Here is a 15,098-nt window from a genome sequence, read left to right as displayed (position 1 = left end):
TTGCGTCAAGGGGGTGCGGCGCGCAAGCCCTGTGCGTTAAACCGCGGTTACGAGGACCCCGACCCCAGTCCCGACCCCGACCCCGGCCCCTCCCCGCCCCCGCTCACAGGAACCGCGGCCCCAGGAACCCCCGCAGCAGCGCCGCGGTGCCGCAGCAGTGCTCCCGCATCACCTCCCGGGCCGCCTCCGCGTCCCGTTCCAGCACGGCCTCCACCAGTGCCGTGTGCTGCCGCTGCGAATGCTCCAGGTTGCGCACCAGCAGGGGGATGCAGTCCAGCAGGTCGTTGACGGTGGCCCGGACGGCCGCGTACTGCGCCGTCAGCGTGGCCGAACCCGCGAGCTCGCACAGCGTCAGGTGGAAGAGGGTGTCCTGACGGCGGTACTCGGCGAGCTGCGCGTCGTGCGTGGCGGCGAGCGCCTCCGTCAGCCGGGTGGTCTCCTCCCCGGTCAGCCCCTGGGCGGCGCACAGTCCGGCCGCGCCCACCTCCAGCACCTCGCGGAAGCGCAGCACGTCCTCCAGGTCCACACCGGCGACCCGGCGCCGCAGTTCCTCCTCGGCTCCGCCGGCCGGGGTGTCGGGCCGGGCGCGCACAAACGTTCCGCCGTACCGGCCGCGCCGCGCCTCCACCAGTCCCTGGTCCTGCAGCACCTTGAGCACCTCCCGCAGCGTGACCCGGCTGATGCCCATGCGTTCGGCCAGTTCCCGCTCCGGTGGCAGCCGTTCGCCGGCCGGCACCAGGCCCAGCCGCACCACCTGCAGGATCTGCTCCAGGGCCTCCTCGAAACCGTTGCCGGCCCGCACCTGGCGCAGCACGGGGCGCAGCACCGGATCCAGCCGTCCGGCCGTGCCTTCCTCACCCGCGGTGTTAGCCATATCGGCGTCTCCCCTTCCCAAGCAATGGTTCTGTTCAATACCTTAGGCCCACTCGGCTCACCCGAAGGAGAGAATCCCGTGGTAGACCGCAAGCCGCCGCTCGCGCCCGAGGAGCTCCGCTCCCTCGTCGCGAGCGGTGAGATCGACACAGTCGTCCTGGCCTTCCCCGACATGCAGGGACGTCTCCAGGGCAAGCGGTTCGCCGCTCAGTTCTTCCTCGACGAGGTCATGGCCCACGGCACCGAGGGCTGCAACTACCTCCTCGCCGTCGACACCGACATGAACACCGTCGACGGCTACGACATGTCCTCCTGGGACCGCGGCTACGGCGACTTCGCCATGCACCCCGACCTCGCCACCCTGCGCCGCGTCCCCTGGAACGAGGGCACCGCGATGGTCATCGCCGACCTCGCCTGGGACGACGGCAAGCCCGTCGTCGCCGCCCCGCGCCAGATCCTCCGGCACCAGCTCGACCGCCTCGCCGCGCACGGATTCACCGCCCAGGTCGGCACCGAGCTGGAGTTCATGGTCTTCCGGGACACCTACGAACAGGCGTGGAACAGCGGCTACCGCGATCTGACCCCCGCCAACCAGTACAACATCGACTACTCCGTCCTCGGCACCGGCCGCATCGAGCCCCTGCTCCGCCGGATCCGCAACGACATGCAGGGCGCCGGCCTCACCGTCGAGTCGGCCAAGGGCGAGTGCAACCTCGGTCAGCACGAGATCGTCTTCCGCTACGACGAGGCGCTGGTCACCTGCGACCAGCACGCGGTCTACAAGACCGGGGCCAAGGAGATCGCCGCCCAGGAAGGCGTCTCCCTCACCTTCATGGCCAAGTTCGACCAGCGCGAAGGCAACTCCTGCCACATCCACCTCTCCCTCACCGACGCCGACGGCCGCAACGCCATGGCGGGCACCGACCCGCACGGCATGTCGGAGGTCATGCGCCACTTCCTGGCCGGCCAGCTCGCCGCGCTGCGCGACTTCTCCCTCCTCTACGCCCCGAACATCAACTCGTACAAGAGGTTCCGCCCCGGATCCTTCGCCCCGACCGCCGTCGCCTGGGGCAAGGACAACCGGACCTGCGCCCTCCGGGTGGTCGGCCACGGCCCTTCCACCCGCTTCGAGAACCGCCTCCCCGGCGGCGACGTCAACCCCCACCTGGCCGTCGCCGGCCTGGTCGCGGCCGGCCTGTACGGCATCGAGAACCGGCTCGAACTGCCCGACCCGTGCACCGGCAACGCCTACACCGCCGACTACGCGCACGTCCCCACCACCCTGCGCGAAGCCGCCGAGCTCTGGGAGAACAGCGAGATCGCCAAGGCCGCCTTCGGGCCCGACGTGGTGGCCCACTACCTCAACATGGCCCGCGTCGAACTCGACGCCTACGACTCCGCGGTGACCGACTGGGAACTGCGCCGCTCCTTCGAACGACTGTGAGGCCCCCGTGTCCGACGCGCTGGAAGTGATCAATCCGGCCACCGAAGAACTCGTCGCCCTCGTCCCGGCCGCCACACGGGACGAGGTCGGTGCCGCCGTCACCCGGGCCGCCGCCGCACAGCGCGCCTGGTCCGCCGCCGCACCCGCCGACCGCGCCCGGCTGCTGCGCCGCTTCGCCGCCGTGGTCGACGAGCACATCGAGGAACTCGCCCTCCTGGAGGTCCGAGAGGCCGGCCACACCCTCGGCAACGCCCGCTGGGAGGCCGGCAACGTCCGCGACCTCCTCGAATTCGCGGCCGGCGGGGTCGAACGGCTCTCCGGCCGGCAGATCCCCGTCCCCGGCGGCCTCGACGTCACCTTCCTCGAACCCCTCGGCGTCATCGGCGTGATCGCCCCATGGAACTTCCCCATGCCCATCGCCGCCTGGGCCCTGGCCCCGGCCCTCGCCGCAGGCAACGCCGTCCTCCTCAAGCCCGCCGAGGCCACCCCCCTCACCGCGCTGCGCCTCGCCGAACTCGCCCTCGAAGCCGGGATCCCCGAGCACCTCTTCCAGGTGCTGCCCGGCGAGGGCCCGGTGGCCGGCGACGCGCTCGTGGAACACCCCGGCGTGGCGAAGATCGTCTTCACCGGCTCCACCCGGGTCGGCAAGCAGATCATGGCCAAGTGCGCGGACCGGGTGAAGCGCGTCACCCTCGAACTCGGCGGCAAGAGCCCCAACATCGTCTTCGCCGACGCCGACCTGGAGCGCGCCGCCGCCGCGGCACCCATGTCCTTCCTCGACAACACCGGTCAGGACTGCTGCGCCCGCACCCGGATCCTCGTCCAGCGCTCCGCCTACGACCGCTTCCTGGAACTCCTCGCCCCCGGCATCGAATCCGTGGTCGTGGGCGACCCGCTCGACGAGAAGACCCAGATGGGTCCGCTCATCTCCGCCGCCCAGCTGGACCGCGTACGGTCCTACGTCACCGACGACCTCGCCCTGATCCGCGGCACCGCCCCCGAAGGCCCCGGATTCTGGTACCCGCCGACGCTGGTCACCGGGACCGCGCCGACCGCACCCGTCGCCGTCGAAGAGGTCTTCGGCCCCGTCGCCGTCGTCCTGCCCTTCGAGGACGAGGCGGACGCCGTACGCCTGGCCAACGCCACCGAGTACGGCCTCTCCGGGTCCATCTGGACCCGCGACGTCGGCCGCGCCGTCCGCGTCTCCCGCGCGGTCGCCGTCGGCAACCTCTCCGTCAACTCCCACAGCAGCGTCCGCTACTGGACGCCCTTCGGGGGTTACAAGCAGTCGGGACTCGGCCGCGAGCTCGGCCCCGACGCCCTCACCGCTTTCACCGAGACCAAGAACGTCTTCATCAGCACGGAGGCCTGAAGCACATGAGCACCGAAGAGATCGTCTGCCGCCGCCTGGTCGGCCGTACCGCCGTGATCACCGGAGCCGGCAGCGGCATCGGCCTCGCCACCGCCCGCCGCCTCGCCTCCGAAGGCGCCAACGTCGTCTGCGGCGACATCGACGAGAAGGCCGGGAAGGCCGCCGCCGAGGAGGTCGGCGGCACCTTCGTGAAGGTCGACGTCACCGACCCCGAGGAGGTCGAGGCCCTCTTCCGGACGGCCTTCGACACCTACGGCTCGGTCGACATCGCCTTCAACAACGCCGGCATCTCGCCCCCCGACGACGACTCCATCCTCACCACCGGGCTGGAGGCGTGGAAGCGCGTCCAGGACGTCAACCTCACCTCCGTCTACCTCTGCTGCAAGGCCGCCCTGCCCTACATGCAGCGCCAGGGCCGCGGCTCCATCATCAACACCGCCTCCTTCGTGGCGATCATGGGCGCCGCGACCTCCCAGATCTCCTACACCGCCTCCAAGGGCGGCGTGCTCGCCATGTCCCGCGAGCTCGGCGTGCAGTTCGCCCGCGAGGGCATCCGGGTCAACGCCCTCTGCCCGGGGCCGGTGAACACCCCGCTCCTCCAGGAGCTGTTCGCCAAGGACCCCGAGCGCGCCGCGCGCCGCCTGGTCCACATCCCCGTCGGCCGGTTCGCCGAGGCCGAGGAGATCGCCGCCGCCGTGGCCTTCCTCGCCAGCGACGACTCCTCCTTCATCAACGCCACCGACTTCCTCGTCGACGGCGGCATCTCCGGCGCGTACGTCACCCCGCTGTAGCCGGCGGCCGGCCGGGTCGGCTCGCCCGCCGGGTCGGCTCGCCCGCCGGGTCGGCTCGCCCGCCGGGTCGGCTCGCCCGCCGGGTCGGCTCGCCCGTCGGGCCGGCCGGCCGGCGCCGCAGCCGGACCGCCCCCCGACGGTTCACCCCCGCTCCACCACCCCGACAGCCGGGCGTCGCACGACGCCCGGCTGCCGTGTCTAGCGTCCCTGACGATCTTGAGGCCGCCCCGGCCTCGGTACGACAGGAGTATCCACCTCAGTGACCCGTTCCCAGACCCTCCGGCGGCTCCAGGCCGTCGGCGCCGCCGCGGCCGTCGCCGCCGGCACCCTCGCCGCCTCCGCCCCCGCGGCACAGGCGGCCCCCCAGGCCCCCTCGGGCTCCGCCCGCTGCACCGCCCCGCAGCTGGCCGGCGGCTGGTACGGCGCCAACCAGGCCCGCCTCCAGCAGCTCATCGACCGGTACCACAGCTGCGACCCGTACCGGGACGCCCGTTCCAAGCCCGTCGCCGTCTTCGACTGGGACAACACCGTCGTCAAGAACGACGTCGGCGACGCCACCATGTTCTGGCTGCTGCGCAACGGGAAGATCCGCCAGCCCGCCCACCGCGACTGGCACACCACCAGCCGGAACCTCACCGACCAGGCGGCCGCCGCCCTCTCCACGGCCTGCGACGGGATCGGCCGCCCCGGCGAGCCGCTGCCCACCCACACCCCGGCCGGCACCGCCTGCGCCGACCAGATCAACGCCGTCTACGGCACCGGCGCCACCACCGCCGGCGCGGCCGCCTTCGCCGGCTGGAACCGCCGCACCACCGAGCCCTCGTACGCCTGGCTGCCCCAGCTGATGCAGGGCTGGACCGCCAAGGACGTACGCGCCTTCGCCGCCGCCGCCCGCACCGAGAACCTGGCCGCGCCCATCGGCGCCAAGCAGCAGGTCGGCAGCGGCACCGCCACCGGCTGGGTCCGCTACTACGACCAGCAGAAGGACCTGATCGGGAAGCTCCGGAAGGCCGGCATCGACGTCTGGATCAGCTCCGCCTCCCCGCAGCCCGTGGTCGAGGTGTGGGCGAAGGGCGTCGGCGTGGACGCCGACCACGTCATCGGCATCCGCAACACCACCACCCGCGGCGGCACGTTCACCCCGCACTTCCAGGGGTGCGGCTCGGTCCGCGACGGCGCCGACACGATGATCACGTACATCGACGGCAAGCGCTGCTGGATCAACAAGGAGATCTTCGGGGTGCGCGGCGCCGCGGCCGAGAAGGTCCAGCCGGCCGCCCGCCGCCAGGTCTTCGCCGCCGGCGACTCCGACACCGACATCTCGTTCCTCCGCGACGCCACCGCGCTCCGGCTGGTGGTCAACCGCAACAAGAACGAGCTGATGTGCCGGGCCTACGACAACAGCGACGGCCGCTGGATCGTCAACCCGATGTTCATCGAGCCGAAGAAGCAGAAGTCCGGCCCCTACCCCTGCTCGACCACCGGGTACGTCAACCCGGACGGCACCACCGGCCCGGTGCGCCGCTGGGACCGGAGCATCGTCCCGGACCAGCAGGACACCGTCTTCTGAGCCGGCACGCAGGCAGCCAGGGCCTGTCCGGCGGACCAGGGTCGGACAGGCCCTAGAGGAAGGTGCGGCCTTCGCCCCGGTACGTCGGGACGGAGGCCGTCACCACATCGCCCTCCACCAGGTGCAGCCGCTCGAACCGCTCGCACAGCTCCCCGGCCTTCGCGTGCCGGAACCAGACCCGGTCGCCGATCAGCAGGTCGTCGGCCGGAGCACCGAGCAGCGGGGTCTGCACCTCGCCCGCCCCCTCCTGCGGGTCGTAGCGGAGCCCACGCGGGAGGTACGGCTCCGGCAGCCGGTCGGCACCCGGCGCGCCCGAGGCCGGGTAGCCGCCGCCCAGCACGGTCACCACCCCCACCCCCGGCCGCCGGACCACCGGGAGCGCGAACAGGGCGGCCGGCCGCCCCGAGAAGGAGGTGTAGTTGTCGAACAGCCGGGGCTGGTACAGCCCCGACCCCGCCGCGATCTCCGTCACCGCGGCCTCCGCCGCCGTGTGCTGCACGCTGCCGGTGCCACCGCCGTTGACGAACTCCAGATCCGGCACCACCTCCCGGACGGCGCGCACCACCTCCGCCCGGCGGGCCGCCAGTTCGCGGCGGGCCGTGGCCTGCATCAGCCGGATCGCCCGCGACCGCAGCGGCCGCCCCGCCACGGCGTCCCCGACCCCCGCGACATGGCCCTCGTACGCCATCAGCCCGACCACCCGGAACCCGGGCCGCCGCTGCACCGCCCGGGCCAGCCCGGCCAGCCCGGCCGGCTCGCGCAGCGGGGAGCGCCGGGCGCCGACGCGCACCCGGCCGCCGAACAGCCGCAGCGCCGTGTCCAGTTCCAGGCAGACCCGGATCTCCTCCCGGCCGCCCTCCCGGGCCCCCTCGATCAGGTCCAGCTGTGCCGGGTCGTCGACCATGACGGTGACCGAACCGGCGAGCTTGGGGTCGGAGGCCAGCTCCGCGAAGCCCGCGCGGTCCGCCGACGGATACGCCAGCAGCACGTCGTCGAACCCCGACCGGGCCAGCCACAACGACTCCGCCAGCGTGTACGACATGATCCCGGCGAACCCCGGGCGGGCCAGCACCCGCTCCAGCAGGGCCCGGCAGCGCACGGACTTGCTGGCGACCCGTACGGGCTTGCCGGCCGCCCGCCGGACGACGTCGTCGGCGTTGGCGTCGAACGCCGCCAAGTCCACGACGGCCAGGGGCGCGTCCAGGTGGGCGGTGGCCCGGTCGTACCGGGCCCGGTCCGAGGCGGGGGAGTTCATGGGCGCAGCTTGCCAGACGGGTCTACCGGTGGGTAGGGGCCGGAGGCGGCGGTCATGGGTCCTTCCCGGCGCCGTACAGTACGGGCAGGCAGCCGCGGCACGGAACAGGGGGCGGAGCGCCGTATGACGACGACCGACCCTCACGCGGCCCTGCCCGCGCCCTGGGCCGCCCCGGCCACCGAACCGGAGCCGGCCGACTCGGGAAGCGGGCGGGGTGCGGGTGCCGGGATACCCGGCGATTCCGCGGGGTCCACCGGGTCCACCGGGTCCACCGGGTCTGCCGACGCGGCCGGATCCGCTGTGGCTCGGGCTTCCGCCGATCCCGCTGCCTCTCCGGTGCCTGCTGCGTCTCCGGCCTCCGCCGTCTCTCCGGCTTCTGCCGACTCTCCGGCCTCCGCTGTCCCTCCGGCCTCCGCTGTCCCTCCGGCCTCCGCGGTCTCTCCGGTCTCTGCCCTCTCTCCGGCTTCAGCCGTATCCCCGGCCTCCGCCGCCCCTCCGGCCCCGGCCGACTTCGCCCGTCCCGTCCGGACCGCCGCCGCCGTCCTGTGCGGAGTGCTCGGGCTCGGACTGCTCGGCTGGGCCGGCCTGTTGCTCTGGCAGGACCGGCAGGAGGCGGACCGCGTGTCCTCGGCCGTGGAGACCTACCGGCGGGCGGGGACGCTCTGGGACCGCGCCCCGGTCGACGCGCTCTTCCCCCCGGTCCTGGACGGAGCCGGCGCCGGCCCCGGCGGGGCCGACCGCAAGTGGACCCGGATCGCCGTGTCCCCCCGGACGGAGTGTGCGGAGGGGCTGTCGAAGGAATGGCAGAAGGAGATGGAGCACACCGGCTGCACGCGGGTGCTGCGCGCGACCTACACCGACGCGACCCGCAGCTCCCTGGTGTCCGCCGGACTGGTCTTCACGACGGCCGGCCCCGAGGCGATGGACGAACTGCGCGGGCAGCTCTCCGCGCCCGCCGCGCTCGGCATCGGCGGCGGGCAGCGGGCCGCGTACAAGGTGTCCGTACGGTCCGACGCGCCCGTGGTGGTGTACACGGTGTCGGCCTTCGCCGACAAACGGGACGTCCCCCAGGCCCGGCCCGCCGAGGACGCGATGAAGCCGGCCGACCGCAGTGCCGTCGCGCTGGCCGGGCTCGGGCACGCCGCCGAGTCCGTCGCCGACGGCCTGGAAGCGGCGCTCGCCGCACAGGTGGCGCCCCCCGCACCGGAGGCCCGATCGTGATCCCGCGTCCGATCCCGCGTCCGGTCCCGAGTCCGTCCCCCGCGCACCCCTTCCGGACCCCGGCCTCCCGGGCCGGTGCCCTCCGGGCCCGGGCCTGCCTGGCCGTGCTGCTCGGCCTGGTGCTGCCCGCCGTGACGGGGACGCCGGCCTCGGCCGACAACTACCGCGACAGGCAGTGGGCGCTGACCGTGCTGCGCGCCGAGGAGGCGTGGGGCATCACCCGGGGCGAGGGGGTCACCGTGGCCCTGCTCGACACCGGGGTCGACGGCACCCACCCCGACCTCACCGGCCGGGTCCTGCCCGGCAAGGACCTCGTCGGCTTCGGAGCCGTCCAGGGGGACAAGGCGTGGGCCCATCACGGCACCGCCATGGCCGGGATCATCGCGGGACACGGCCACGGCGACGACCGCCGGTCCGGGGTGATGGGCATCGCCCCCGCCGCGAAGATCCTCCCCGTCCGGGTGATCCTGGAAGAGGGCGACCCGGCCCGCGGCAAGGCCCGCGAGAAGAAGGGCGGCGCCCTCGCCGAGGGCATCCGCTGGGCCACCGACCACGGCGCCGACGTGATCAACATGTCCCTCGGCGACGACAGTTCGTCCGCGCACCACGAAGCCGCCGAGGACGAGGCCGTCCAGTACGCCCTGTCCAAGGGCGTGGTCGTGGTCGCCTCGGCCGGGAACAGCGGCCGCAAGGGCCACCCGGTCTCCTACCCGGCGGCCTACCCGGGCGTGATCGCGGTCACCGCCGTGGACCGCAAGGGCCGGCGCGCCAGTTTCTCCACCCGCAACTGGTACGCCTCGGTCAGCGCCCCCGGTGACGAGGTGGTGATCGCCGACCCGGACCGGAAGTACTACGACGGCTGGGGCACCAGTGCCGCCGCCGCGTACGTGTCCGGTACCGCCGCCCTGATCCGGGCCAAGTACCCCAAGCTGGCCCCGTCCCAGGTCAAGCGGCTGCTGGAGGACACCGCATCGGACCGTCCGCGCGGCGGCCGGGACGACTCGCGCGGCCGCGGCCTGGTGGACCCGGTGCTCGCCCTGCAGAAGGGCGAACGGTGGAAGCCGGAGTCCGTGCTGCCGGCCCCGGTCGCCCACCAGAGCCGGTACTTCGGCTCCGGCCCGGAGCCGGAACGCCCGGCCGGCCCCCGGCACGGGCTCCAGGCCGGGGCGGCCGCGGGTGCGGGCCTGGCGCTGCTGGTGGCGGCCGTGCTGCTCGCCCGGCGCCGGCGTACCGCGTCCACCGGATAGGGTCGGGTAACTGTGGAGCAGAAGAACATCCCAGACCCCGGTTTCTCCGACGACGACGGCTCCGCCGACCCACGGCTGAGCGCGGCCCTGGCCGCCTGGGCCGAGGACCGCTCCAAGGAGCCGGAGGTCCTGGCGGCACTCAGCGGGGCCCGGCTGCTCGTCCCGGTGGTGGCCGTGCTCGGCGAGGTGGAGACCGACCCGGAGACCGGCCTGAAGCGCGAGAAGACCAGCGACATGGCCGTGCCGACCCTCACCGCCGGGAACCGGCGGGCGCTGCCCGCCTTCACCTCGCTCTCCTCGCTGGCCCGCTGGGACCCGGCGGCCCGCCCGGTCGCCGTACCGCTCCACCAGGCGCTGCGGGCCGCCGCCCACGAGCGGGCCGACACCGTGGTCGTGGACCTCGCGGGCCCGGTGGCGTACCAGCTGACCGGACCGGCGCTGAGGGCCCTCGCGGAGGGCCGTACGGACGCGGACCCGCTGGCCGACCCGGCCGTCCGGGACGCCGTGCGGGCGGCGGTGGCCGGGGAGCCGTCGGTGCTCCGCGCCCACCTGCTGCCGGGCGGCCCCTCCGCCGACGGGGTGCTCGCGGTGGTGCTGGCGGACGGTGCCGACCCGGCCGCGGGGGCGCGCCGGGTGGCGGAGGCGCTGGCCGGCGACGAGACGCTGCGGGAGCGGCTGGTGCGCGGGCTGGAGATGGCCCTGCTGCCGGCGGACGCGCCCGCGCCGCCGGGGGAGCCGCTCTTCACCCGTTGACCCCTGCCCCGGACCCGCTGACCCGGCCCCGGGGCAGCGAAAAGGGCGCATGCGCGCTGCGCATGCGCCCTTTTGGCAGCACCACACCTCAACGTTGAGGTGTGGTGTGTCGTCCTCGGGTCCGGCGGTCAGGAGTAGACGGGACCGGTGAACTTCTCGCCCGGGCCCTGGCCCGGCTCGTCCTGGACGAGGGAGGCCTCGCGGAAGGCCAGCTGGAGGGACTTCAGGCCGTCACGCAGCGGAGCCGCGTGGAAGGAGCTGATCTCGGTGGCGCTCGCGGTCACCAGACCGGCCAGCGCGGTGATCAGCTTGCGGGCCTCGTCGAGGTCCTTGTGCTCGGAGTCCGGCTTGTCCAGGCCCAGGTTGACCGCGGCGGCGCTCAGCAGGTGGACCGCCACCGTGGTGATCACCTCGACGGCGGGCACGTCCGCGATGTCACGGGTCATGGCGTCGTAGTCGGGGGCGGCGGAGGTCTCGGGAGCGGTGGGGGTCGCGTCAGTCATGTCCTTCACCATAAGCGGTGGCTCGGATTGGTCTCCCCGGGGCGTGGGTGCTAACCTTGTGTGACGACCGGCCGGAGACGCATGTCCCCGGCCCACAAGTGGAGGCTCCGAACTCCCACCTGACCACCCTCCGGGGCGGCAGGTCTTCCGGTCAGGCGGCATCCATCGTTCCGTACGGACGATGGAAAGCCGCCCGAGTCTGCGCCCCGCGGTCGACGCGGCGGTGCTCCGGTTGTGTTTGGAGCGCCTGCCTGTGTCCCGTCCGGGGCGTTTTTGCGTTCCGCCCGCGGTGGTCCGTTCAAACAGACATGCACGACTGTCTGCCAGGCAGTCGTGTGGTGCTACCTAGGAGGATCCATCAGCGCCGAGCCCCGCATCAACGACCGGATTCGCGTTCCCGAGGTGCGACTTGTCGGTCCCAGCGGCGAGCAGGTCGGGATTGTTCCGCTTGCCAAGGCCCTCGAGCTTGCGCAGGAGTACGACCTCGACCTGGTCGAGGTCGCGGCGAACGCCCGTCCGCCCGTCTGCAAGCTCATGGACTACGGCAAGTTCAAGTACGAGTCGGCCATGAAGGCCCGTGAGGCGCGCAAGAACCAGGCGCACACGGTCATCAAGGAGATGAAGCTCCGGCCGAAGATCGACCCGCACGACTACGACACCAAGAAGGGTCACGTCGTACGGTTCCTCAAGCAGGGCGACAAGGTCAAGATCACGATCATGTTCCGTGGTCGCGAGCAGTCCCGCCCGGAGCTCGGCTACCGACTGCTGCAGCGCCTGGCGGAGGACGTCCAGGACCTCGGTTTCGTCGAGTCGAACCCGAAGCAGGACGGCCGCAACATGATCATGGTCCTGGGTCCGCACAAGAAGAAGACCGAGGCGATGGCCGAGGCCCGCGAGGCGCAGGCCGCCCGCAAGGCCGAGCGTCAGGGCCTGGTCGCGGACGCGCCCGCCGAGGACGCTGCCGAGGCCCAGGTCGAGGAGCAGGTCGAAGACCAGCCGTCCGCCGAGGCCTGATCCCGGGGCAGCCCGTCCCGGAATCAACCCCACACAACTGACGCTCCGGTGCGCCGGTCCGGAAACGGACCGGCGGGAGCGGCACCGACGAGGAGATAACGGCGCTATGCCGAAGAACAAGACCCACAGCGGTTCCAAGAAGCGCTTCAAGATCACCGGCTCCGGCAAGGTGCTCCGTGAGCGCGCCGGCAAGCGCCACCTGCTCGAGCACAAGTCGTCCAAGCTGACGCGTCGCCTCACCGGCAACGCCGAGATGGCCCCGGGCGACGCCGCGAAGATCAAGAAGCTTCTCGGCAAGTGATGTCCGCCCGCTCCCTCAATGCGGAGCGGGGCGAGACGTCTGGACCGGGACCCAATCGATTTCGGGCCGTGTGAACACAACCACGGCCCCGCTACAAGGAGTTAACAAGTGGCACGCGTCAAGCGGGCAGTAAACGCCCACAAGAAGCGCCGGGCGATCCTCGAGGCGGCCTCCGGCTACCGCGGTCAGCGTTCGCGCCTGTACCGCAAGGCCAAGGAGCAGGTCACCCACTCGCTGGTCTACAACTACAACGACCGCAAGAAGCGCAAGGGCGACTTCCGTCAGCTGTGGATCCAGCGCATCAACGCCGCTGCCCGCCAGAACGGCATGACGTACAACCGCCTCATCCAGGGTCTGAAGGCCGCCAACATCGAGGTGGACCGCAAGATCCTCGCCGAGCTGGCCGTCAACGACATCAACGCGTTCGCCGCGCTGGTCGAGGTCGCGCAGAAGGCGCTTCCGGCCGACGTCAACGCCCCGAAGGCGCCCGCTGCCGCCTGACGGCAGCAGTAGCCCCACCAGGCTGATCCCGGACCCGCAGGCGTCTCGCCTGCGGGTCCGGGTGCTTTCCCCCGGCCCGGAGCCCCGCAGGCCGAGTGCCCCGGGCCCGGTGCCCCGCCGCCCCGAGCCTCCGCAGCCCCGAGCCTCCGCAGCCCCGAGAGAGAACCGACAGGACATGGCTACCCCCGCCGAGCTGATCTCCCCGCGCAACCCCCGGGTGGCCGCCGCCCGCCGGCTCGCGCGGCGCAACTTCCGCACCAAGGAGCGCCGCTTCATCGCCGAGGGTCCGCAGGCCGTACGGGAGGCCGTCGAGCACCGCGGCGAGGCCGGGCCCACCCTGATCGAGCTCTTCGCCACCGTCGAGGCCGCCGAGCGCTACGCCGACATCGTCTCCGCGGCGCGCGACGCCGGAGCCCGCGTCCACTACGCCTCCGACGAGGTGCTCGCCGAGGTCTCCCAGACGGTCACCCCGCAGGGCCTGGTCGGCGTCTGCCACTTCCTCGACTCGCCCTTCGAGGAGATCCTCAAGGCCGGGCCCAAGCTGGTCGCCGTGCTGGCGCACGTCCGCGACCCCGGGAACGCGGGCACCGTACTGCGCTGTGCCGACGCCGCCGGCGCCGACGCGGTGGTGCTCACCGACGCCTCCGTGGACCTCTACAACCCCAAGTCGGTCCGCGCCTCCGTCGGCTCCCTCTTCCACCTGCCGGTGGCCGTCGGCGTCCCCGTGGAGCAGGCCGTCGAGGGCCTGCGCGCGGCCGGCGTGCGGATCCTGGCCGCCGACGGGGCGGGGGAGCACGACCTCGACGCCGAACTCGACGCCGGCACCATGGGCAGCCCCTCGGCATGGATCTTCGGCAACGAGGCGTGGGGCCTGCCCGAGGAGACCCGCGCCCTGGCCGACGCGGTCGTACGGGTGCCGATCCACGGCAAGGCGGAGAGCCTGAACCTCGCCACGGCGGCGGCGGTGTGCCTGTACGCCTCCGCGCGAGCACAGCGGGCGCCCGGAGGGTGCCGCAGCGTGACCCCCAGCTAGTAATGTGGCGGCCCGGGGGCCCTCCGCGCTCCTGAAGAGATGTGGGGTACGGGGACATGACCGTCGGTACGAACAGCTCTCCGCGGCAGGCCGCGGTCGCCCCCGGGGCGCAGGACTGTTTCGGGCTGGACCCGGACGAACTGCCCGACGGGCTGGTGGTCGCGGACGACACCGGACGGGTGATCTGCTTCAACCGGGCCGCCGCCCGGATCACCGCCATCTCCCCGCAGGACGCCCTGGGCGCGCGCATCGAGCGCGCCCTGCCTCTGGAAGACCTCGACGGGCGCCGCTGGTGGGCGCTCACCGACCCGTACGGGGGTCTCGCCACCCGTTGCCGGCAGCCCGAGCGCAACCTGCTGCTGCCCGGCGGACGCGAGGTCCTCGTCTCCGCCCGGTACGTCCGCAGCGGTCCGGCCGGGCCGCTGCGCCGCCTGGTCGTCACCCTGCGCGGCACCGAGGCGCGCCGCCGCACCGAGCGCAGCCACGCCGAGCTGATCGCCACCGTCGCGCACGAACTGCGCTCCCCGCTGACCTCGGTCAAGGGCTTCACCGCCACCCTGCTGGCCAAGTGGGAGCGCTTCACCGACGACCAGAAGCGGCTCATGCTGGAGACGGTGGACGCCGACGCCAACCGGGTCACCCGGCTGATCGCCGAACTCCTCGACATCTCCCGCATCGACTCCGGCCGGCTGGAGGTGCGGCGGCAGCCGGTGGACCTCGCCACCGCCGTCGGCCGGCACGTCCAGGCCCTCACCGCGAACGGCCAGGCCCCCGACCGGTTCCTCGTCCGGGTGAGTCGCCCGCTGCCCGACCTGTGGGCAGACCCGGACAAGGTCGATCAGATCCTGGGCAATCTTCTGGAAAATGCGGTGCGACACGGAGACGGAACGGTCACCATCGATGTGAGCCCGCACGAGAAGGGAACAGCCGTCACCGTGACCGATGAAGGCCCCGGCATCCCCGAGGAGTCCATGGGCCGCGTCTTCACCCGCTTCTGGCGGGGCAGCAAGCGCGGCGGCACCGGGCTGGGCCTGTACATCGTCAAGGGCATCGTCGAGGCCCACGGCGGGACGATCACGGTCGGCCGCGGCCCCGGAGGCGGCGCCGAGTTCCGATTTATCCTGCCCGTCGGCGCGCCGGCCTACCTCACGCAGTAGCCACTGCGGACGGTCTCGCCAGGCGGCCCACGGGCCCCTCCATCCCCGGCGACCTTTAGACTC

Annotated in this window: 15 protein-coding genes; 12 read left to right on the top strand and 3 right to left on the bottom strand. The window is 72.9% G+C overall.

The features are described 5' to 3' along the window. Positions 1 to 103: 103 nt before the first annotated feature. Complete coding sequence (locus tag AB0O36_RS08700) at positions 104 to 874, bottom strand: FCD domain-containing protein (RefSeq protein WP_365106034.1); 771 nt, start codon at positions 872 to 874, stop codon at positions 104 to 106. 78 nt (positions 875 to 952) lie between these two features. Here AB0O36_RS08700 and AB0O36_RS08695 point away from each other — a divergent pair, with 78 nt between their 5' ends. The 4 genes from AB0O36_RS08695 to AB0O36_RS08680 all read left to right on the top strand — a co-directional run bounded on the left by AB0O36_RS08695 (position 953) and on the right by AB0O36_RS08680 (position 6,050). Then, positions 953 to 2,317 carry a glutamine synthetase family protein gene (locus AB0O36_RS08695; RefSeq protein ID WP_365106032.1) on the top strand — a complete coding sequence of 455 codons (1,365 nt, stop codon included), beginning with the start codon at positions 953 to 955 and terminating at the stop codon, positions 2,315 to 2,317. A 7-nt stretch (positions 2,318 to 2,324) separates the two neighbouring features. Continuing rightward, positions 2,325 to 3,689 (top strand): aldehyde dehydrogenase family protein, encoded by a 1,365-nt coding sequence (locus AB0O36_RS08690; RefSeq protein ID WP_365106029.1) that lies wholly within the window; start codon positions 2,325 to 2,327, stop codon positions 3,687 to 3,689. Between the two features lie 5 nt (positions 3,690 to 3,694). Then, positions 3,695 to 4,480 (top strand): 3-oxoacyl-ACP reductase, encoded by a 786-nt coding sequence (locus AB0O36_RS08685; protein ID WP_365106026.1) that lies wholly within the window; start codon positions 3,695 to 3,697, stop codon positions 4,478 to 4,480. A gap of 259 nt (positions 4,481 to 4,739) precedes the next feature. Then, positions 4,740 to 6,050 carry an HAD family hydrolase gene (locus AB0O36_RS08680; RefSeq protein ID WP_365106024.1) on the top strand — a complete coding sequence of 437 codons (1,311 nt, stop codon included), beginning with the start codon at positions 4,740 to 4,742 and terminating at the stop codon, positions 6,048 to 6,050. Between the two features lie 52 nt (positions 6,051 to 6,102). Here AB0O36_RS08680 and AB0O36_RS08675 read toward each other — a convergent pair whose 3' ends face one another. Then, entirely contained in the window at positions 6,103 to 7,305 is a 1,203-nt protein-coding gene (locus AB0O36_RS08675; RefSeq protein WP_365106021.1) for an amino acid deaminase/aldolase, read from the bottom strand. A gap of 552 nt (positions 7,306 to 7,857) precedes the next feature. On the opposite strand from AB0O36_RS08675, the gene AB0O36_RS08670 reads away from it, so the two are divergent. From AB0O36_RS08670 to AB0O36_RS08660, 3 genes are all read left to right on the top strand, one after another. Next, positions 7,858 to 8,526 (top strand): hypothetical protein, encoded by a 669-nt coding sequence (locus tag AB0O36_RS08670; protein ID WP_365106018.1) that lies wholly within the window; start codon positions 7,858 to 7,860, stop codon positions 8,524 to 8,526. A 104-nt stretch (positions 8,527 to 8,630) separates the two neighbouring features. After that, positions 8,631 to 9,773, top strand: a complete 1,143-nt coding sequence (gene mycP / locus AB0O36_RS08665; RefSeq protein ID WP_365106188.1) for a type VII secretion-associated serine protease mycosin — start codon at positions 8,631 to 8,633, stop codon at positions 9,771 to 9,773. Between the two features lie 12 nt (positions 9,774 to 9,785). Next, positions 9,786 to 10,526: an SseB family protein gene (locus AB0O36_RS08660; protein ID WP_365106016.1), complete on the top strand. Its 741-nt coding sequence runs from the start codon at positions 9,786 to 9,788 to the stop codon at positions 10,524 to 10,526. Between the two features lie 128 nt (positions 10,527 to 10,654). On the opposite strand, the gene AB0O36_RS08655 is transcribed toward AB0O36_RS08660, so the two are convergent. Then, the gene (locus AB0O36_RS08655) at positions 10,655 to 11,029 is read right to left on the bottom strand and encodes a DUF1844 domain-containing protein (protein WP_365106013.1); all 375 of its coding nucleotides are present in this window, start codon (positions 11,027 to 11,029) and stop codon (positions 10,655 to 10,657) included. Between the two features lie 333 nt (positions 11,030 to 11,362). Here AB0O36_RS08655 and infC point away from each other — a divergent pair, with 333 nt between their 5' ends. From infC to AB0O36_RS08630, 5 genes are all read left to right on the top strand, one after another. Next, a complete protein-coding gene (gene infC / locus AB0O36_RS08650; protein ID WP_365106011.1) occupies positions 11,363 to 12,043 on the top strand; it encodes a translation initiation factor IF-3 in 681 nt (226 codons plus the stop codon). Between the two features lie 106 nt (positions 12,044 to 12,149). Then, complete coding sequence (gene rpmI, locus AB0O36_RS08645) at positions 12,150 to 12,344, top strand: 50S ribosomal protein L35 (protein ID WP_030192941.1); 195 nt, start codon at positions 12,150 to 12,152, stop codon at positions 12,342 to 12,344. Between the two features lie 108 nt (positions 12,345 to 12,452). Then, positions 12,453 to 12,845, top strand: a complete 393-nt coding sequence (rplT, locus tag AB0O36_RS08640; RefSeq protein WP_365106009.1) for a 50S ribosomal protein L20 — start codon at positions 12,453 to 12,455, stop codon at positions 12,843 to 12,845. Positions 12,846 to 13,020: 175 nt separating this feature from the next. Further along, positions 13,021 to 13,878 carry an RNA methyltransferase gene (locus AB0O36_RS08635; RefSeq protein WP_365106006.1) on the top strand — a complete coding sequence of 286 codons (858 nt, stop codon included), beginning with the start codon at positions 13,021 to 13,023 and terminating at the stop codon, positions 13,876 to 13,878. A 56-nt stretch (positions 13,879 to 13,934) separates the two neighbouring features. Next, the gene (locus AB0O36_RS08630; RefSeq protein WP_365106003.1) at positions 13,935 to 15,035 is read left to right on the top strand and encodes an ATP-binding protein; all 1,101 of its coding nucleotides are present in this window, start codon (positions 13,935 to 13,937) and stop codon (positions 15,033 to 15,035) included. Positions 15,036 to 15,098: the final 63 nt, after the last annotated feature.

Origin of the sequence: Streptomyces sp. NPDC089799 (genome assembly GCF_040684755.1) — a bacterium.
Classification (GTDB): Bacteria; Actinomycetota; Actinomycetes; order Streptomycetales; family Streptomycetaceae; genus Streptomyces.
This window is presented reverse-complemented; position numbering and strand designations above follow the sequence as displayed.